Source organism: Arthrobacter globiformis (genome assembly GCF_030818015.1).
Taxonomy (GTDB): domain Bacteria; phylum Actinomycetota; class Actinomycetes; order Actinomycetales; family Micrococcaceae; genus Arthrobacter; species Arthrobacter globiformis_C.
Genome location: NZ_JAUSZX010000001.1, coordinates 2,302,761 through 2,321,307, shown reverse-complemented (window position 1 = coordinate 2,321,307; position 18,547 = coordinate 2,302,761). Strand labels below are relative to the sequence as shown.

The following is an 18,547-nucleotide window of genomic DNA, read 5'->3' as shown; positions in this document are numbered from 1 at the left end:
CTCGGCAGCTAGCCCCATTCGACCATTTTGGTACGCCTGCACCGAAACAACGACAATAGGCCGGACCAGGGCAGGCACCAGGCGGGATCACGCGCCCCTATCACCTTGACTCCGACTACGTTGGCAACACAGCTTCAGGGACCTTTGTCAGAAGTTGGCGCGAGACTTCACGGGCGTGAGCAGTAAAGGCCAAGACATGCTCGCGGTCGTCATTTTGACGCGTCATGGCAACCGCGGTTGAGGAAGGTGCCCCATCGATTCGCAGTGCCCGCAAATCGGAATACTGGGCACTCATCCGCCAGGCGGTGAGCGTCATCGGCATGACCACCTCTCTGCTGCTCATCAACGCAAATTGCAGCTCCGCGAGCGTGCGTACGGATTGGCCCGTTCTCGGGGCAGACCTGCGAAGGTCATCCAGATGCCAGAAACTCGTCCACGACGGCGGAGCGTCGCCCATGGCCAGCATCGTTTCGTCCATGATTGCATCAGCAGACACCATCGATGCCTCTGCCAGTTTGTGATCTGACCTGAGCGCCAAAACTAACGGCTCGCCAAAAAGCGGCGTTGTGCTCACCCGTTCGTCTCCACAAGGAGCGCGGACGAGGGCAACATCGACATGCCCGTCCACGACCGCCGTAAATTGGTCGGCGAAGTCCAGCTCCCGCACCCCGACCGTGACATCCGGACAGAGACGCTGAAAGCCCCGGATAATGTCGGCAGTCAACTCCGACGCCGAAGCCGCCCCGGAAATCAACCCTACGGTCAGGGTTTTCTGGCTCCTACCGGCCTGTTGGACGATGTCGACGGTCCGCTCCAACGAGCGGACAATCTCGTAAGCCTGTTCGAGCAGCAGCTTCCCCGCCACCGTCAGTTCAATACCTCGGGGCGAACGCTGGACCAGCTGTGTTTGAAGTTGTCTTTCGAGAGCGCGCAACAACTTTGACACGGCCGGCTGCGCCAGCATCATCCGGCGGGCACCGCCGTGAATGCTGCCTTCTTCGGCCACAGCGATAAACAGTTGAAGTTGCCGCACATCCATGGGCGATCTCCTTCTCGCACAACGGTGTGCGATGGAACACATGATTCCATCCAGTCTATGTTCCCCTCCCTGCTAAGAGAAGTCGGGAATGCACTGTCCAGCGTGGCACAGAACCACCGCCATCCGCGTCCTCAAGGGGCAGCACCAGAGGCATGGCCGCGGCGGATGCGCCGAATTGCCCCACAGGGGTGATCTCCCGGACACATCACCTGATAACAAAGCGGCGCCTACCGTGACCCAGATCACCCCCATAAGTTTAATACCAAGCAAGCCAAGGCATCGATCGGGAGGTCCGGGAAAGCGCACCGGCGACCGCGGACAGCTTTCGTCAGTGGCCAACGCCCTCCCGGCGCGCCCTTCCATCGATCTCCTTCCCGACCTTTCCATTCCCCTGCGGGACCTCGTTCCCGCCTAATCCACCGAGGAAACCCCCATGATCAAGATCACCTACGTCACCGCTGACGGAAAAGAACAGCCCGTTGAAGTCGAACCCGGCATGAGCCTCATGGAAGTCGCAACGCTGCGCGGCATCGACGGCATCGTCGCCGAATGCGGCGGCGGCTGCTCCTGCGCCACCTGCCACGTATACGTCGACGCACCCTGGCACAACACCTTCGAAGAACCGGCACCGGAGGAGGAAGCCCTCATCGAATTCCTGGACGAAGCCCGGCCGACATCCCGCCTTTCCTGCCAGCTCCTGCTCGGCGCCGAACACGACGGCCTCTGCGTCCGGACCCCACCCTCCCAAGGCTGAACCGCCGCTGAACATTCAAGGAGCATGCATGACGGACCAATTCCAATGCCCCTGTGCCGACTCGTTGGAGGCAGCGGCTCAAGCCAGTCGGCTTGAGGACGACCACCAGCCTGCCGAGGTGGGCAGCACTTTAGCTGCCCTTCCCTGGTCGGGGCTGCACTATGAATAAAAAACCCAGTTATGACAACGATGGACATTCCCGCTCGCTGGATTCTGAAAGGACAGGCGGATGACACGTGAAGAAGCCTTCGCAAAATGCTCCCCTGACTCGTATGTCGAATTTTACGGCGGCCGATGGCTCGTGGTGCCGTTCGCCCAGGTGGAGCAGCCGACGTTCTTCGTTTGCTCACCCGACAGGCTCCGCAGCAGGCTTTAGCCCCGACCTGGAAGGCCTCGACAGGCATGTGTCTTCTGCCGCAGAGCCCAATCATCGGCAATCAAGCGTTCGAACTACATGCCACGAGACTGGCTCCCTAAGGCGACAGCTTCGCCCTTCTTGATCCCGCAACCGCGGCAGAATTACTTGGCTAACAGCCATTCGCCTCAGCGTCCTTGAAATCCAAGCTCCAGGTTTCTTCGCGCTCACTCATTGAGTAACCCTTCGAAAAATCCTGACACGACGATGAGAAGTTCGGATCGTGTCTGAACCCTCGCAGGGGGTGATGCCAAGGAAGCATCATCTAATAGCGAACTGAGCCCTACCGTGAGCCGAATCACAACAATAGCCTTTTTCCATCCGGTGATGCTCCCCCAATCCACTATGGCGCTGTAGCTACACCGGAAAACGAGAACAGCACCCCATCGCAAACATCGACGTCTGCAAGGGGGAGAAACGGAAGGTATGCCATGACTACTCAAGAAGTGAACCCAACCACAGGAACTGACACTGCGCTGACCGACTATGTCCAGCAACTCGAAGCCCGCCTCAGGGTCCTTGAAGATAAGGAAGCCCTCGGGGCTCTCATGAATCGCTATTGCCGCACCTCCGACGCGAAGGATTGGTACGCCTGGAGCCTTTGCTTCGTCGAGGACGCTGAATTCGAATTCGGGCCTTTCGGTACACACCACGGCCGGCAGAAGATCCGTGAGGTATGCGAGGCCGCGGAAGAACCCTACCTCTCCATGCAGCATTCAATGACAAACATGCAGTTCGAGGTCGACGGGGATACTGCCACCGGCACCGCCTACCTTTGGTTCGCCGGAGTACAGGACCCAGAAAATCCCTCAAAGCATTACGACATCGGCGGCCCCTACGAATGGACTTTCCGCCGCACTCCCGAAGGTTGGCGTTTGTCCCGCATGCACCTGCGCGTCGTCTGGACCCAAGGCGACCAGGAACAGAGCGTCTTCGGCTGATCACGCCAGGCGCCATCTTCAGCTCCCACCCCACCCCGTTCGCCCCACACTCGTGGGGACCCATCACCAGGAGATCCCTCATGTCTACTGCCGTCACCCAAGACCAGGCCATCATCCCGGACGACGTCGCCAAATCCGTGATCCTTCCAGCCTCCTACCGCGATGAGGCCGGCATCGTGCACCCGGCACTGACGTGGCTGCGCGAAAACATGCCCTTCGCCCGCGCCGAGGTCGAAGGCTATGCTCCCATCTGGCTGGCCACTAAGCATGCCGACATCATGGAGATCGAACGGACCCCGACGGTCTTCCGCAGTGGTCTCGGCGAGCCCTACATCAATTCAGTGGTTGACACCGAATTCCTCAAAACCATGAACGAGGGCAGGCGGGGCCTGGACACGCTGGCCAACATGGACGCCCCCGAACACACCAAGATCAAGAACGTCACTGCGTCCTGGTTCATGCCCGCGAATGTCCGTAAGCGGGAAGAGGCGATCCGGGCTATTGCACGGCAGTCGGTGGAAAAATTGCTCTCTTACGACGGGGAGGTCGACTTCGTCAAAGACATCGCGCTCCACTACCCACTGCGCGTGATCATGAGCCTGTTCGGTGTTCCGCAAGAGGACGAACCGACGATGCTCAAGCTGACCCAGGAGATGTTCGGCAACTCGGACCCGGAGCACCAGCGCACGGACGTTCCCGCCACGCCGGAGGCTGCGGCGCGTGCCTGGCGCGAAGCGGTTCTCGAGTTCCATCAGTACTTCGACAAGCTCTCTGCCGAACGGCGGGCGAACCCTACCCACGATCTCGCCTCGATTGTCGCGAACGCAGAGGTCGATGGGGCGCCACTGCCCGACTCGTTCGTCAACGGTTACTACATTGCCATCGCCACCGCTGGCCACGATACGACCTCGGCAACGACGGCAACAGCGATCCAGCAGCTGGCGGCCCACCCGGAGCAGCTGAGGGCGGTACGCGATGATGTCTCCCTCATTCCGGGACTGGTGGACGAGGCTCTCCGCTGGGCTTCCCCCGTCAAGCATTTCCACCGCATCGTGGGCGAAGACATGGAGTTCCGTGGCCGCCAGCTGCGCGAAGGCGACAGCCTCATGCTGATGTACCCGTCGGCCAACCGTGACGAGGACATCTTCACCGATCCGTTCTCCTTTGACATCACGCGCAAACCGAACAGGCACATCGCCTTTGGATACGGCCCCCACCAGTGCATCGGACAGCACGTGGCGAAACTCGAAATGCGTATCCTCTTCGAGGAGCTGCTGCCGCGCCTGAAGTCGATCGAGCTGGCTGGTCCTGTCAGCTACGTCCAGGCCAACTTCCTGTCCGGCCCCAAGACCCTTCCGATCCGGTTCGAGGCAGCCTGAAGATGAGTGCCAACGACACGGCAACACAGTCTGATTCCCTGCAATCACGCGTCCTCATCGTGGGTGCCGGCCACGCCGGGGCCGCCACAGCCGCAACACTGCGCCAGTACGGGCACTCAGGCACCATCACTATAGTCGGCGACGAGGACGAGTACCCGTACCACCGCCCGCCGATCTCCAAGGCGTACCTCCATGGGGAGGCCGACGCCGATCTGCTCCGTGCCCCGTCCTACTACACGGACCAGAACATCGAACTGAAGCTCGGCCGCCGGGTTGAGTCCGTGGACCTGCCCACCCGTACTGCGACGCTAGATGACAGGACGGAGCTTGGTTTTGACGAGCTGGTTCTGGCGACTGGTGCACGAGCCCGCACGTTGCCGCATGCGCTACCCGAACGCGGCTGCTGGTGGTTGAGGACCTACCGCGACGCCATCGGATTCCGCTCTGTGCTTCAGTCACGCTCACGTGTCGTCATCATCGGCGGCGGCTTCGTCGGACTCGAGGTCGCTGCCGCGGGACGGAGCCGCGGGTGCGAGGTCACTGTCATCGAACGCGAGGAGCGCCTCCTGCAGCGCGTGGCGAGCCCGCTCCTCTCGGAGGCATTGACCGCGCTCCACCGGGACAAGGGCGTCGATATCCTCGTCAACGCGGCACTGAAGGAGGTCGTGGCCGGCGAGGACGGCGCGGTCGAGGCTGTCATTCTCGAAGATGGTAGACGGCTTCCCTGCGACGCCATAGTCATCGGAGTCGGAGCCGAGCCCCGGGACGAGTTGCTGCGGCAACTGGGGGCAGAGTGCGACGGCGGCGTCGTCGTCGACGCATCCGCCCGCTCGAGCCTGCCCCGTGTCTACGCAGTGGGGGACGTAACGCGCCGGGAAGTGCCGGGCTATCCAGGGCGGATCAGGCTGGAGAGCATACCGAATGCCACGGAGCAGGCAAAGCAGGCCGCGGCGGCCATCACCGGCCGGGCTGTACCCCGCGCCGAGGTGCCCTGGTTCTGGTCCGATCAGTACGACGTAAACCTCAAGATCGCCGGGCTGCTCGCAGGGTCATCCCGCACGATACTGCGCGGCAACCCTTCCTCGGCCTCGTTCGCAATCTACCACCTGGACGCCGCCGATCGGCTTCTCGCGGTGGAGGCAGTCAACGCACCCGGAGATTTCATGGCAGGAAAGAAATGGATCGCTTCCGGCGCCTCCCCTTCCATCGATCTCCTCCCCGACATTTCCATTCCCCTGCGGGACCTCGTTCCCGCCTGATCCACCGAGGAAACCCCTTGATCAAGATCACCTACGTCACCGCTGACGGAAAAGAACAGCCCGTTGAAGTCGAACCCGGCATGAGCCTCATGGAAGTCGCAACGCTGCGCGGCATCGACGGCATCGTCGCCGAATGCGGCGGCGGCTGCTCCTGCGCCACCTGCCACGTATACGTCGACGCACCCTGGCACAACACCTTCGAAGAACCGGCACCGGAGGAGGAAGCCCTCATCGAATTCCTGGACGAAGCCCGGCCGACATCCCGCCTTTCCTGCCAGCTCCTGCTCGGCGCCGAACACGACGGCCTCTGCGTCCGGACCCCACCCTCCCAAGGCTGAACCGCACATCCGCAGCTTCCATCAACCCACCACTAAGCACCACCTTGAGGAGAAATGCCATGATTGTCACTGACGAAACGACCACTCAAACCCAGCTGTACATTGGCGGGGAATGGGTCGACCCCTCAACCAACAGCGTGATTCGGCCCGTCAATCCATCGACGGAGGAGCCCGTCGGGCAGGTCCCCGAAGCCCACGAGAAAGACGTCGACCGGGCAGTCGAGGCAGCCCGCGCAGCATTCGACGATCCCCAGGGGTGGGCCTCATGGGACGCCGACCGCCGAGCCGAGATCATCGAACGCTTCGCGGACGAACTCGAAAAGCGGGGCGGCGAAATCGCGCGTCAGGTCAGCAGCCAGAACGGCATGCCCATCTCGATGTCCGGGCCCGTTGAGGGCGGCTTCCCAGCCGTTGCACTGCGCTATTACGCCGGTCTCATCCGCGAAAGGGGCATCGAGGAGCAGCGTGCCGGCATCTTCGGCCGCCCGACCCGCGTGCGGCACGAGCCGGTCGGCGTTGTCGCAGCAATCGTCCCGTGGAACTTTCCCCAGGCTCTCGCGTTCGTCAAGATCGCTCCCGCCCTGGCAGCAGGCTGCACGATGGTCATCAAGCCGTCGCCCGAGACAGTCCTCGACTCCTACACCCTGGCTGAGGCCGCCCAGGCGGCGGGCATTCCCGCAGGAGTCCTGAACATCGTCCCTGCGGGCCGTGAAGTGGGAGCCTACCTCGTAGGCCACCCCGGCGTGGACAAAGTAGGCTTTACGGGCTCAACCGAGGCTGGCCGCAGCATCGGCGCTACCTGCGGCCAGCTGCTTCGCCCCGTGACGCTCGAACTCGGAGGCAAGTCCGCAGCCATCCTTCTCGACGACGCAGATCTTCCCGCGCTGGCGGCGGAGTTCGTCGATGCCACGCTGCAGAACAACGGCCAGACCTGCTACCTGTGCACGCGTATTTTCGCCCCACGTGCCAAATACAACGAATTCGTCGACCAGATCACTGACATCGTGGGCTCACTCAGGGTCGGTGACGCCCTCGACCCGGCCACACAGGTGGGACCGCTCGTCTCGGAACGGCAACGTGCCCGCGTCGAGAGGTACATCGAGGTGGGGCTGGCCGAAGGTGGCCGAATCACCACCGGCGGCAAGCGCCCTGCCCACCTCGACCGGGGCTACTTCATCGAGCCCACGGTCTTCGCCGACGTCACCAACGACTCAACGATTGCACGGGAAGAGATCTTCGGCCCGGTCCTGGCCGTCATTCCCTACGACACAATCGATGACGCCATCGCGATGGCCAACGACAGCGAATTCGGCCTCGGTGGTTCTGTCTGGGGACAGGACACCGATCGCGCCCTCGACGTCGCACGCCGTATCCAGACCGGCGGCGTTGGCATCAACTTCTACAGCCACGACATCGGTTCGCCGTTCGGCGGCGTCAAGGCCAGCGGACTGGGCCGGGAACAAGGTCCGGAGGGACTGGCCGCATACCAGAGCCTCAAGACGATCTACAACGCGCCGTGAACCGGCCTAACGACAGACGATCGTCCACGATTCAGGAATTGAGGAGACCATCATGAAAGATTATGACTACGACTACATCATCGTCGGCGCCGGGTCTGCCGGCTGTGCCGTCGCCGGACGCTTGAGTGAGGACGGCTACAGCGTCCTGCTCCTTGAGGCTGGCGGAAGCGACGACGACGACCTGATCCGCACCCCACTTCTGTTCGCCGGCCTCTTCCAAGGTGAAAAAGACTGGAACTACAACTCCGACCCGGAACCCGGTCTTGCAGGTCGAAGGCTGTTCCTGCCGCGCGGCAAGGTGCTCGGCGGCAGCTCCTCCCTTAATGCCATGTTCTACGTACGCGGCGCCCGCGGGGACTTCGATGCCTGGGAGAACGAACACGGGGCCACGGGATGGTCCTATGACCAGGTCCTGCCTTACTTCAAGCGCTCCGAAGCGAACACGGACCTCCAGGACGAATTTCACGGTACCGACGGACCGATGGGTGTCACGACAAAGCGCTGGTTCTCCGGGTACGAGCAGAACTACATCGACGCGGCGGTCCAGCTCGGCATCGAGCGGAACGACGACATCAACGGTGCACAGCAGGCCGGCGTCGGCCGGCTCCAGGTGACCGGCCGCGACGGACAGCGCTGCTCTTCGGCGGACGCCTTCCTGCGCCCGGCACTGGCCCGGCAGAACTTCGTGCTGGTGACCAACGCCTACGTGCAGCGCATCCTCGTCGAGTCCGGACGCGCCGTCGGCGTCCAGTTCGAGCACGACGGCGACGTTGTCACCGCCCGGGCAGGACGTGAAATCGTGCTCTCTGCCGGCGCCTACAACACCCCTAAACTCCTGATGCTCTCGGGCATCGGACCGGCAGACGAACTCCGCGCCCTCGGAATCGACGTCGTGCTCGACTCCCCCCAGGTCGGCCGAAACCTTCAGGACCATCCATTCACCTTGACCCACTACGCGACGGATGCCGATAACACTCTCGCCGTCGCCGGCGATCCCGCCGCAGCAGAAGAGTGGCGCACTTCCCGCACGGGCGTGCTTACATCCAACGCCGGCGAAGCCGCGATCTTCTGGCGTTCCGACCCTGCCCTTGCCAGCCCGGACTTTCAGATGATCTTCGTCCCGGGCTGGTTCTGGGAGCATGGATTCCGGTCCCCCAACACCCTCGGAATGTCCATCGGGCTGTCTTACAACGGCCCGAGCTCGCGAGGCGCCGTCACGCTTCGCTCAGCAGACCCAGCGGCTCCCCCGCGCATTGTCAGCAACCTGCTCAGCCAGCAGCATGAGGTCGATGCTGTCCTCCGGGCACTCGACTTCGTCTCGGAGCTTACCCAGCAATCACCGCTCCGGTCGATTCTGCGGGAGCAGGTAAACCCCGGCACTTCGGTCACCGGCGCCCTGCGGGAGCAGTGGGTACGCGCCGACACGCAGCACATGTATCACGCCGCCGGGTCCTGCCGGATCGGCACGCCGGAGACAGGCGTCGTCGACGCTGAGCTGCGCGTGCACGGCATAGCAGGGCTCCGCATCGCGGACGCCTCGATCATGCCGCAAATCACCAGCGGCAACACCAACGCGCCCTCGATCATGATCGGAGAGAAAGCCGCTGACCTGCTCCGCGGCGTCACCTCAGCGCAGGACGAGGCTGCAGCCTCGGGCTGCCCCTACCTGGCCGCGACCTCCGGCGCCCCCGCCTGACCGCGTCAGCGGGTGCGGGCGGGCCTCCCGCCCGCACCTGTCCCGCGAGAACCGATATTCCGACCACCGGAAGGACACCATGACCGAGACCGTGACTGACACAGCAATAGTCCCAAACCACATAGCCGAAGCAGTGATGCTGCCTGCCTCCTACGCCGAAGAGCAGACGCGCACCTATCCGGCACTCGCGTGGCTCAGAGCCAACAACCCCTTCGGCTTGGCCAAGATCGACGGCTACGATCCCGTCTGGCTGGCAACGAAGCACGCTGACATCATGGAGATCGAACGCAATCCCAAGATCTTCTCTAGCGCGAAGGCCGACCCGTTCCTCGTCGACCGGGCCGGGCGCGAATACCTGAAGGCCGCGAACAACGGTGCGCGGACGCAGGACACCCTCGCCTACATGGACGCCCCGGAACACACGAAGATCAAGAACGTGACGAGCGCCTGGTTCATGCCGGCCAACGTCCGCAAACGCGAAGAAGCGATCCGCGAACTCGCCCGCGCATCCGTGAACAAGCTCCTGACGGGCGATCGCGAGGTCGACATCGTCAAGGACTTCTCGCTGTACTACCCGCTGCGGGTCATCATGACCCTCTTCGGCGTTCCGCCCGAGGATGAACCAATGATGCTCACCCTCACACAGGCACTGTTCGGTACGACCGATGAAGACTCCAAACGCAGCGACGCCGACGATGGCGAGGGCGCTAGCGCGAAAGCGTGGAAGGCAACGCTGCAGGACTTCTTCCGCTACTTCAACGAACTGTCGGCCGACCGCCGGAAGAACCCGACCGACGACCTCGCCTCCCTCATCGCCAACGCCAAGGTCGACGGAGAGTATCTGCCAGAGTCTTTCGTCAACGGCTACTACGTCGCGATCGCCACGGCCGGACACGACACCACCTCGTCGACGATCTCGGGCGCCATCGAGCAATTCGCGCGCCATCCCGAACTGCTCGACGCGGTGCACGCCGACCCGAGCCTGATCCCCGGCGTCGTCGACGAGGCCCTTCGCTGGGCATCGCCCGTCAAGCACTTCTTCAGGATCGTGGCGGAGGACACCGAGTTCCGCGGCCGCAAGCTGTCCGCCGGCGACGGGGTCATGCTGCTGTACCCGTCCGCGAACCGCGACGAGGAAGTCTTCGAGAACCCGAACGAGTTTGACATCACCCGCAAGCCGAACAAACACCTCGCCTTCGGTTTTGGCCCGCACCAGTGCATCGGCCAGCACGTGGCCAAGCTCGAGATGCGAATCGTCCTCGAGGAACTCCTCCCCCGCCTGGCGAAGGTCGAGCTACTCGGGGAACCGCTGTTCGTGGCCGCGAATTTCCTGTCCGGCCCCAAAACCCTGCCGGTTCGGATCACACCTGCATAGTCCGCCAGGATGCAAGACGCCCCACCATGACACCGCTCCGAAACAAGTAAACCACCGAAAGGAAACACAACCATGGCAAACAACGGACCCGTCCTCGCCTTCGAGGTATACCGCTGGGCCGGCACAAGCGCCGAAGAGTTCCAAACGCACTACAAGGACGTACACGCGAAGATTGGAATGCGTATCCCGGGTCTTGTTTGGTACGAATCGTTCATGAACAAGAACTCGCAGGAGGGCTGGCCCGTGATCGGAGGAGCCGCCAAGCCCGACGCAATCGTCGTGATGATGTTCGATTCCGAAGAATCCAAGGCCAAAATCGCTGAGTCGGAAGCATGGACGGAAGCTGCGGCAGACGATATCGGGTTCTGCAGCCACTTCGAAATCTTCGAAGTGGACCGCTTCACCTGGATCCCCGAAGCCACTTTGCGGGAACCTTTCCATGCCCAGGAGGCAGCGTCCGTGTGACTGGTAGCCCACGTCGGGGCTTGAAGTAGACGACGCTGGGCCGGGGTCGCGCCTTCGTGTGTGGCTCCGGCCCGGAACCCGTGATGACCTTGTCGGTCCCTGGCCAGGAGCCGATGATTCTCATAGGACAGCGGAAGCCTAAGCAGAAGGAGATGAAGGAATTGTTGAAGTTCGAAGGGCGCGTTGCCATTGTTACCGGTGCCGGTCAAGGAATGGGCAAGGCCCACGCCGTCACTCTCGCGTCACGTGGTGCCCGGGTAGTGGTCAACGATGTTTCCCGCGAGCACGCCGAGCAGGTTGTGAAGGAGATCGAAGGCGCTGGTGGAACCGCTGTCATCGACGTACATGATGTTGCCAACGAGGCCTCCCGGATCGTCCAAACCGCCCTTGACGCTTTCGGGCAACTGGACATCGTGGTCAACAACGCAGGTATCATCCGCGTCGGGCTCTTTGGAGAGCAACCCATGGAGGAATTCTGGAAGGTCTTCGATGTCTCCTTCAGGGGCACGGTGGAGCTTTCCCAAGCTGCATGGCCACACCTGGTGAAGTCCGGTTCCGGCCGCCTGATCCTCGTCTCCTCCAGCGGCATTCTGGCCAATCCCGGCGCCGCGGCCTACGGCGCCGCCAAGGGCGCGATCTGGGCGCTGGGCAACACGCTCGCCCAGGAGGGAGACCGGGTTGGTGTACAGGTTTCAACGCTGATGCCCACGGCGTGGACACCCATGACGGAGAGCGCCTATAGCGACCCGAACATCATCCGTACACTACGCGACGGGCTCGGTCCCGAGCACGTCGCAAATTTCGTTGCCTACCTCTCGCACCAGGACACCACGGTGCACGGGGACATGTTCCAGGTCAGCGGCGGCCGAGCAAGTCGGATGGTTCTGACGGGCCTGCCACGGGTCCAGTCCACCGAGAACGCCCCCGAGGGATGGATCGCAGTCGCTGACCAATTGAGCGCGGACTCCGAGGACCTCACCCAGTACCGTGTCACCGGCCAACAGTTCGCTGACGAGATGATTGCGGCAAATCCTTCCGTTGCCGAGGCTTTCAAGAACATGAATCCCGCGGACCTCGGCGCCTAGAAGGCCCACCGGCCGCACCCAAAGTAGCGGCAGTCCATGGACACCGTCATGTCCCCCGCACTTATGAATGCCTGAGCAGGGTTCGCAACAGCCGTCCGACTTGTGACCAGAACCCTGAATCAAACATGGCCTGCCGACGAGCACAGATGAGGGGCGCTCGGGCCCAGCCCCCTGAACGACCGCCGAGGAGCTAAGGCCCGAGCCCCCGGCGAACGTACGGACGGCAAGCCACGGCCTCATTCCCGCGCGCCGTGCCGCGTGCACCGGCACCGGCACCGGTTTCCACCAGCCAGAAATGCGCATACCGACAGAACCGAACGTACCTGTTGCGAAAGCAACCCGCCCCGACATGAAGGAGTACCGCCCATGTGGAACCCGTTTCCCATGATGTTCCACCCGACACTGATCGTCGAAGACCTTGAACAGTCGTCCGCCTGGTTCAGCCGGGTCTTTGGCCGGCCCGAGGTGCGTTGGGAAAACAAGTGGGATCTGACCTTGCTCAACCCGACCTACCCTATTAACTACTCATACTTCTATGTCCTGGGCGATGTCAGCCTGGATGTCCTGTGCCCCTCCCTCCTGGTTCTCCCCGGCGGGAAAAAAGCCGTATACCCCGAAGGTGAGGGCCTCTCCGACATCGCCTGGTACACCGACCGCATCGAGGAAGTCTCCCGGCAACTTGAAACACACGGCTTCCGGACGCGGGACCAGGAAGGCAACATCATCCACGACGGCGTGGTCCCAGAGTCCAACCTCGTCGCCGATTGCCCCATGATCTGGTCCCTTCCAGAAGATACAGGCCTAACATACGAGTTCTACGACATGGCCCGACGCCACTGGGACAAATACTCCGAACATGCCGATCCCCGTCTGAGCCCAAACTGGAGGCCGGATCGGGTCGTTGAAGACGATCCTCTCGGGATCGTGCGCACCGCCTATCACACCATATTGACGAAGGACCGCGCCCGAGCGAAGAAGCTTTTTGCCGATGTCCTGGACGGCAAAGTCGTCGACGAATTCCACGACCCGGAGATGGACGCCGACTGTGTCGAAATAGCCTACGCAAAGTCCGTGCTCCGTTTCGCAACACCCCGCACCGAGCCCATCATGGACGTGCTCACCGGCGAACCGACCCACACCGATCAGTATCTCGGCATCACCTTTGACGTCCTGGACGTCAAAGCAGCAGCAGCACACCTCGAACACGAAGGCGTCTCAATCGTTCATCGCCAAGACCAAAGCATCGTCACGGATCCAACGACATCAAAAGGGGTCGTCTGGGGCTTCCGGACCGCATAACGTGCTGTGCATCCTGCGAAATCACACATAGCTAACGGACGACACCCTGATTACTCAGGCTCGGGCCTATGGCTCTACCGCTAATATCGAGGCCATGGAACTTATCGATTGCCTCGGCTTCGCCGCCGTCGCCGCTTAGGAAATCGCGCAGATCGGGTCACCAACACGAGGCGGCACGCAAAACACGGGTTTTCAACGATGGGAGCTTTTCATGCAAGCATGGCGGCTGACTGCTGCGAACGAACCACTCAAGCTCATGGACGTACCTGACCCCGTGGCAGGGCCCAACGAGGTGGTGATCGATGTCAAGGCCGCGGGAATCTGCCACACCGACGTGGGATACCTGGACGGCACGCTCACTGGCATTCTGGGCTTCACCCCCATCACTCTCGGACACGAAATCGCAGGGATCGTGGCACAACTGGGAGACGCAGTCACCGGCCTGTCCTTAGGCCAGCGAGTAGCCATCCCTGCAACCATCCAAGGCCCCGGGACGGGCACCGACGGCGGCTTCGCGGACAAGGTTAAGGCCTTCGACTATCAGGTCATCCCGGTTCCGGACGGTGTGGCGTGGGAGCAGGCTGCGCCGGCCACCGATGCGGGCATGACGTCCTACCATGCGCTCAAGGTAGGCGGTGTTCAGTCGGGGACCAAGCTGGGGATCATAGGTGCTGGCGGGCTGGGCAGCCTGGCGATCCAGTTCGCCAAGGCGCTCGGTGCGAAGATCTACGTGGCGGAGGTGAACCGCGGTCGCTTGGGAACGCATCTCCGGCTTCGGGATCGATGGGCTCGCTGAGAACATTCGCGACTTCGCCGATGAGGACCTCGACGTGATTGTTGACTACGCGGGGTTCGATACCACGACCGATGACGCTATCGAAACGGTCGGGTTCCGGGGTGCTGTCGTTCAGGTCGGCATGGGAACGGAGCGGACGAATATCTCGACCACGACGATGATCCTCAAACAGCTGCGCTATCTCGGTTCGAATGGAGGCACCAACGAGGACTGCGCAGAAGTTCTCAACCTCATCGCCCAAGGCACTGTGTCCTCGCACGTCGAGACAATAGGCTTCGACGAAATCTACGACTCCATCCGACGCTTCGAGCGTGGCGAAGTCAACGGACGCCTGGTCGCCATCCGCTCCTGACAAGCAGATCGCGGTCGGGCGTCCGTCACGTCTGACGATGCATTTTGGGATCGTCGCTCAGCCAAGGTTCCCGCTTCCGATGGTTCCCCCGCAACGGAGGCCGGGCAGGATCGGCTGCATCCTGGTTGATCACGTGGAACGACTGACCGGATTCCCGATCTGAGGGATCTGTGCGTTAGAGGAGGCAGGGCCAGGTTGAGCCGGGCTTGCCTGGTTTTCCCTCTGGGTGCCAGGCCCTCGGGCCCGCCAGGCGACGCCGAGTCTGAGGTTCACCGCGTGGCTGGGCCTGTCGGCGCTGCGCCGTAGAGGTCCCCGATGATGGCCTTGGCGATGGTCGACGCCGGGTCCCGTCCGTCCGGTGACGGGGCAAGGTTGGTCCACACCACCAAGGTCACTTTGTCCTGCGGATCCCTTCCCATGAAGGTGTTGTAGCCGGGGAGTTCGCCGGTGTGTCCGTAGAGCGGGCCGAACTGGGCCAGTGCCATGCCATACAGCGCCGCGTCTGGGTTGTCCGGGTCGATCGGCGCAAGGCTGTCCATCCGCTTCTTTTGAAGGTCCGGGTTGAGCAGCTTGCCATCGGTGAGGCCCTCGGCCAAGGTCATGAGGTCGCCCGCCGTGGAGACGCCCTGCCCGGCAGCCCATGTCCACGAAGGGTTGGCGTTTGTGTAGTCATTCGGTTTCAATGAGCCGTCCTGTGCCTTGGCGATCAAGTCCGCCGGAAGCCTGGGCGTGGACAGGGTGAGGAGATTGTCCATGTACATGTAACCGCGGGAGAAAGGCTTGGGAAGGCCCGAAGTGTCCGACGCCGGAAGCGATGTTTGTTTCAGGCCGAGTGGTCCGAAGATCCGATCGCGCACGATCTGCCCGAAGCCCTTGCCCTCCAGCTTCTCGGCTATGAGCCCCAGCAGAACCGTGTTGGTGTTCGAATAGTGAAAGCCTTCGCCGGGGCCGAAATATGCGGGCAACGGCAAGGCGATGGCCACCAGTTGCTCAGGCGTCCAGACCCGTTGCGGCGTGGTATCGAGGGCGTTGCTGAGCTCGTACGACTCCGAGTAGTTGTAGATTCCGCTACGCATGGTCAGGAGTTGTTCGATGGTGATGTTGTCGCCGTTCGGTACGTCAGAGCGGTACTTCGAAACGGGATCCTCAAGCTTGAGTTTGCCTTCCTGCACGAGCTGCAGGATGACGGTCCCAGTCCACGTCTTTGTGACGGAGCCGATGCGGATGTGGTCATCGAGTGAGACAGATGTTGACCCTCCGGCGCTCGTCACGCCGTAGGTGAGGCTGACGTCTCCCTGGGGGGTGCGGAGCATCATGGCCGCTCCCGGTACGAGCAGCTCCTTGGCCAGAGTCCGGAATGTGTCCTGGACCCTGGCTTTGTCCAGTGCGCCCAGAGTCGCCGATCCTGTCTTTCCTCCCTCCGTCGTGCCGGTAGTTGAAGCGGCCCCCGACGGCGGTCCCGTGGACGACGCCGGGGCCTGCGTTGGCGTGGATGTGCACCCGGAGATCGCCAACGCAGTTGCGGTTGCGATGCCGAATGCGATGAGGAGGCGGGAGGGGACATGCCAATGGTGATTGTGCCTGCTACTGGTCACGGTTGACTCCCCGGCGACGCTGATAATTGCGCTCAACCTACCCCAGCGGGGTGCCGAGATCTACCCCCTTCCCGGACCTAATGACATGAGGCAACAGACGATCTCCGATTACCTCTTGGTATCCAAAGCCACGCCCTAGGGGGAGCCCCGGCCCGGCTCCTCACGGCCGGTGCGCAAGCTTTGATTCCTCCCCATCTGGCCGCTCGATCCGGAGGATCCCGCTCAGGGGGTCACCATTCCACTTTGCAGATCACCGAACCTGGCGAGCGGCTTGGATTCGGCAGTGCCTGGCTGCGCCACCGCCATCTGCAGTTCGAAATCTCCTCCCCCATCGCGCTGATGGCCGCCAGCCAGCGCACCTCCCGGATCGAGCTGGCAACGGCTGCGGACCCCGCTGGGCTGGGAAAACCACCGCGGATCTGCTGGCCGGGGACGAATCAATCCAAGGCCCAGAGGGCTGGACCCAATTTGCCTGTGCCATAAGCGGTGGCACATCTGCGGTGAAGGGCGATGTGAGCACAGTGGACCAATGCTGGCTGACCAACCCGCTGGTAGCGGTCAGGGTTACGGAATCCCGATTATCGGCGTTACCTCAAGCTCCGATTAGAAGGGGCAGATCTGTAGTGCCTGATGCCCTCTGGCCGATCTGGCCAGAGGGGCGAGGCTCGCTTTCGACCATAACAATTCAGTCAGAAACGTCCCGCTTAACTAGTTGTTGCCACATGCCTGCGCTCAGAGCCTGTTGCCGGAACCGGTCATTCCCACCAGGGGCAGAGTGATAACTGGATGAGTTGGGGCGCCGCCGGGGCCGGTGACGGTTGATCTCGTACCTGCAGTGACGCCACGAAGCAGGGCTGGAGCTCCAGGGAGCTCATCCACCAGGTCTGGTTGGACCTAGAGGGACGCCAATGTTGTGAGAGTTGAGGCGAGAGCGTCTGCCCGCTCCTTCCCCTTGGTCACGAAATGCTGGGAAAACTGGCTGCGGTGCTCTTCGTGCTCGTGGAAATGGTGAGGAGTTAGGACCCCGGAGAATACTGGTACGTCCGTTTCCAACTGCACTCTCATGAGGGCGTCCACGACGCTTTGTGCGACAAATTCGTGGCGATAAATACCTCCGTCAACCACCAGGGCAGAGGTGGCGATACCGTCGTACTGACCGGACGCTGCGAGCCGTCGGACGAGTAGAGGAATTTCGAAGGCCCCGGGCACTTGGCGGACATCCACGTTGACGATGCCGAGTTCCTTGAGTCGCGTCTGGAAGCTGTCGACCGCATGATCAACGATGTCGGCATGCCATCGGGCACTAACGATCGCTACCCGGAAGGAGGAAGTGGCAGGAGGTGACAAGGTGTGTTCCTTTCTTTGGGAGGTCGTTGGAGGTTTCTTTCGAGCTGACGCAAGACTCACCAGATGACGAATCCGCCATCGACCAGCAGGTCAACTCCTGTCACAAATGCTGCTGCGTCGCTGAGGAGGAATGCCACGGGTCCGGCGATGTCTTCGGGTTCGGCGTTTCTGCCCAGAGGGGTGTCTTGTGCGTAGCCGGCCATGGCGCTGGCCTGTTCGGGGCGCTTGGTCATGGGCGTGTTGGTGTAGCCCGGGCTGACGCGGATGCCGCGGGAGGCCCACTCCCAGGCGAGGCTCTTGCCCAGGTGGACGACACCTGCTTTGGCGGTGTTGTAGTGGGCTTGGAGCAGTCCTCTATTGGCGATGGTGGCGGACATCGAGGCGATGTTAACGATGGATCCGCCGCCGTTGCGGAGCATGGCGTTGCCTTCTGCCTGGCAAGACAGGAACACCCCGGTCAGGTCGACGTCCAGAACCTTCTGCCATTGTGCAAGCGGCATGTCTTCTGCGGGGGCTGCGTTAGCGATGCCTGCGGCGTTGACTGCCAGGGAGATGGCTCCCAGTTCCTGTTCAATGCTGGTTACGGCGTTGATCATGTCCTGGGACTGGGTGACGTCGGCCGCGAAGTACGCGGCGCGACCCCCGGAGTTCTTGATCTCGGCGGTGACGCCTTCCAGGTCGCTGCCGGGCAGGTCGACGCAGCCTACTGCGGCTCCCAGTTCAGCGATGGCCACGGCAATGGCCCGGCCGATGCCGCTGCTTGCTCCTGTGACGACGGCGGTCTTGTTTTCCAGCGTGAACTTTGGGGCACTCACTGTGTTCTCCTCGTTGAAGGGGGCGGATGTGTCCCGGCGGGACGGTGTTTGCGAGGGACCTTGTCGGTCCGGGAGGG

Annotated in this window: 19 protein-coding genes and 1 pseudogene; 16 read left to right on the top strand and 4 right to left on the bottom strand. The window is 62.4% G+C overall.

The window, feature by feature from the left end:
• Positions 1–115: 115 nt before the first annotated feature.
• The gene (locus QFZ23_RS10760) at positions 116–1,039 is read right to left on the bottom strand and encodes a LysR family transcriptional regulator (protein ID WP_306922811.1); all 924 of its coding nucleotides are present in this window, start codon (positions 1,037–1,039) and stop codon (positions 116–118) included.
• A gap of 433 nt (positions 1,040–1,472) precedes the next feature.
• Between QFZ23_RS10760 and QFZ23_RS10755 the strand changes: the two genes are divergently transcribed.
• The 15 genes from QFZ23_RS10755 (at position 1,473) to QFZ23_RS10685 (ending at position 14,713) form a co-directional block, all read left to right on the top strand.
• Positions 1,473–1,793, top strand: a complete 321-nt coding sequence (locus QFZ23_RS10755) for a 2Fe-2S iron-sulfur cluster-binding protein (RefSeq protein ID WP_306922799.1) — start codon at positions 1,473–1,475, stop codon at positions 1,791–1,793.
• A gap of 28 nt (positions 1,794–1,821) precedes the next feature.
• The gene (locus QFZ23_RS10750) at positions 1,822–1,962 is read left to right on the top strand and encodes a hypothetical protein (RefSeq protein WP_306922809.1); all 141 of its coding nucleotides are present in this window, start codon (positions 1,822–1,824) and stop codon (positions 1,960–1,962) included.
• Between the two features lie 60 nt (positions 1,963–2,022).
• Positions 2,023–2,169 carry a hypothetical protein gene (locus tag QFZ23_RS10745; protein WP_306922807.1) on the top strand — a complete coding sequence of 49 codons (147 nt, stop codon included), beginning with the start codon at positions 2,023–2,025 and terminating at the stop codon, positions 2,167–2,169.
• 470 nt (positions 2,170–2,639) lie between these two features.
• A complete protein-coding gene (locus QFZ23_RS10740) occupies positions 2,640–3,149 on the top strand; it encodes a nuclear transport factor 2 family protein (protein ID WP_306922805.1) in 510 nt (169 codons plus the stop codon).
• An 80-nt stretch (positions 3,150–3,229) separates the two neighbouring features.
• On the top strand, positions 3,230–4,528 hold the full coding sequence (locus tag QFZ23_RS10735; protein WP_306922803.1) for a cytochrome P450: 1,299 nt from the start codon (positions 3,230–3,232) through the stop codon (positions 4,526–4,528).
• A 2-nt stretch (positions 4,529–4,530) separates the two neighbouring features.
• A complete protein-coding gene (locus QFZ23_RS10730; protein ID WP_306922801.1) occupies positions 4,531–5,787 on the top strand; it encodes an NAD(P)/FAD-dependent oxidoreductase in 1,257 nt (418 codons plus the stop codon).
• Positions 5,788–5,804: 17 nt separating this feature from the next.
• On the top strand, positions 5,805–6,125 hold the full coding sequence (locus QFZ23_RS10725) for a 2Fe-2S iron-sulfur cluster-binding protein (RefSeq protein ID WP_306922799.1): 321 nt from the start codon (positions 5,805–5,807) through the stop codon (positions 6,123–6,125).
• A 59-nt stretch (positions 6,126–6,184) separates the two neighbouring features.
• Complete coding sequence (locus QFZ23_RS10720; protein ID WP_306922797.1) at positions 6,185–7,645, top strand: aldehyde dehydrogenase; 1,461 nt, start codon at positions 6,185–6,187, stop codon at positions 7,643–7,645.
• A gap of 52 nt (positions 7,646–7,697) precedes the next feature.
• A complete protein-coding gene (locus tag QFZ23_RS10715; RefSeq protein ID WP_306922795.1) occupies positions 7,698–9,341 on the top strand; it encodes a GMC family oxidoreductase in 1,644 nt (547 codons plus the stop codon).
• A 79-nt stretch (positions 9,342–9,420) separates the two neighbouring features.
• Positions 9,421–10,716, top strand: coding sequence for a cytochrome P450 (locus QFZ23_RS10710; RefSeq protein ID WP_306922793.1), 1,296 nt, complete (start codon positions 9,421–9,423; stop codon positions 10,714–10,716).
• Between the two features lie 72 nt (positions 10,717–10,788).
• Entirely contained in the window at positions 10,789–11,181 is a 393-nt protein-coding gene (locus tag QFZ23_RS10705) for an EthD domain-containing protein (protein WP_306922791.1), read from the top strand.
• Between the two features lie 152 nt (positions 11,182–11,333).
• Complete coding sequence (locus QFZ23_RS10700) at positions 11,334–12,266, top strand: SDR family NAD(P)-dependent oxidoreductase (protein WP_306922789.1); 933 nt, start codon at positions 11,334–11,336, stop codon at positions 12,264–12,266.
• A 366-nt stretch (positions 12,267–12,632) separates the two neighbouring features.
• Positions 12,633–13,565, top strand: coding sequence for a VOC family protein (locus QFZ23_RS10695; protein ID WP_306922787.1), 933 nt, complete (start codon positions 12,633–12,635; stop codon positions 13,563–13,565).
• A gap of 211 nt (positions 13,566–13,776) precedes the next feature.
• Complete coding sequence (locus tag QFZ23_RS10690; RefSeq protein WP_306922785.1) at positions 13,777–14,361, top strand: alcohol dehydrogenase catalytic domain-containing protein; 585 nt, start codon at positions 13,777–13,779, stop codon at positions 14,359–14,361.
• A complete protein-coding gene (locus QFZ23_RS10685) occupies positions 14,330–14,713 on the top strand; it encodes a zinc-binding dehydrogenase (protein WP_306926796.1) in 384 nt (127 codons plus the stop codon). Before QFZ23_RS10690 ends, QFZ23_RS10685 begins: the two co-directional genes overlap by 32 nt.
• Positions 14,714–14,982: 269 nt before the next feature.
• Here the strand turns inward: QFZ23_RS10685 and QFZ23_RS10680 are convergent, their stop codons facing one another.
• The gene (locus QFZ23_RS10680) at positions 14,983–16,308 is read right to left on the bottom strand and encodes a serine hydrolase domain-containing protein (RefSeq protein WP_306922783.1); all 1,326 of its coding nucleotides are present in this window, start codon (positions 16,306–16,308) and stop codon (positions 14,983–14,985) included.
• Positions 16,309–16,501: 193 nt separating this feature from the next.
• Here QFZ23_RS10680 and QFZ23_RS10675 point away from each other — a divergent pair.
• A pseudogene (locus QFZ23_RS10675) lies at positions 16,502–16,753 on the top strand (LLM class flavin-dependent oxidoreductase); the annotation flags it as partial.
• Between the two features lie 449 nt (positions 16,754–17,202).
• Here the strand turns inward: QFZ23_RS10675 and QFZ23_RS10670 are convergent.
• Together QFZ23_RS10670 and QFZ23_RS10665 are read right to left on the bottom strand one after the other, a co-directional pair.
• Positions 17,203–17,655 (bottom strand): 6,7-dimethyl-8-ribityllumazine synthase, encoded by a 453-nt coding sequence (locus QFZ23_RS10670; RefSeq protein WP_306922781.1) that lies wholly within the window; start codon positions 17,653–17,655, stop codon positions 17,203–17,205.
• Between the two features lie 56 nt (positions 17,656–17,711).
• Positions 17,712–18,470 carry an SDR family oxidoreductase gene (locus QFZ23_RS10665; RefSeq protein ID WP_306922779.1) on the bottom strand — a complete coding sequence of 253 codons (759 nt, stop codon included), beginning with the start codon at positions 18,468–18,470 and terminating at the stop codon, positions 17,712–17,714.
• Positions 18,471–18,547 lie beyond the last annotated feature (77 nt).

Bases quoted from the DNA above. Each gene is read 5' to 3' on its own strand.
- QFZ23_RS10760 (WP_306922811.1), bottom strand. From the start codon at position 1,039: ATGGATGTGCGGCAACTTCAACTGTTTATCGCTGTGGCCGAAGAAGGC.
- QFZ23_RS10755 (WP_306922799.1), top strand. From the start codon at position 1,473: ATGATCAAGATCACCTACGTCACCGCTGACGGAAAAGAACAGCCCGTT.
- QFZ23_RS10750 (WP_306922809.1), top strand. From the start codon at position 1,822: ATGACGGACCAATTCCAATGCCCCTGTGCCGACTCGTTGGAGGCAGCG.
- QFZ23_RS10745 (WP_306922807.1), top strand. From the start codon at position 2,023: ATGACACGTGAAGAAGCCTTCGCAAAATGCTCCCCTGACTCGTATGTC.
- QFZ23_RS10740 (WP_306922805.1), top strand. From the start codon at position 2,640: ATGACTACTCAAGAAGTGAACCCAACCACAGGAACTGACACTGCGCTG.
- QFZ23_RS10735 (WP_306922803.1), top strand. From the start codon at position 3,230: ATGTCTACTGCCGTCACCCAAGACCAGGCCATCATCCCGGACGACGTC.
- QFZ23_RS10730 (WP_306922801.1), top strand. From the start codon at position 4,531: ATGAGTGCCAACGACACGGCAACACAGTCTGATTCCCTGCAATCACGC.
- QFZ23_RS10720 (WP_306922797.1), top strand. From the start codon at position 6,185: ATGATTGTCACTGACGAAACGACCACTCAAACCCAGCTGTACATTGGC.
- QFZ23_RS10715 (WP_306922795.1), top strand. From the start codon at position 7,698: ATGAAAGATTATGACTACGACTACATCATCGTCGGCGCCGGGTCTGCC.
- QFZ23_RS10710 (WP_306922793.1), top strand. From the start codon at position 9,421: ATGACCGAGACCGTGACTGACACAGCAATAGTCCCAAACCACATAGCC.
- QFZ23_RS10705 (WP_306922791.1), top strand. From the start codon at position 10,789: ATGGCAAACAACGGACCCGTCCTCGCCTTCGAGGTATACCGCTGGGCC.
- QFZ23_RS10700 (WP_306922789.1), top strand. From the start codon at position 11,334: ATGAAGGAATTGTTGAAGTTCGAAGGGCGCGTTGCCATTGTTACCGGT.
- QFZ23_RS10695 (WP_306922787.1), top strand. From the start codon at position 12,633: ATGTGGAACCCGTTTCCCATGATGTTCCACCCGACACTGATCGTCGAA.
- QFZ23_RS10690 (WP_306922785.1), top strand. From the start codon at position 13,777: ATGCAAGCATGGCGGCTGACTGCTGCGAACGAACCACTCAAGCTCATG.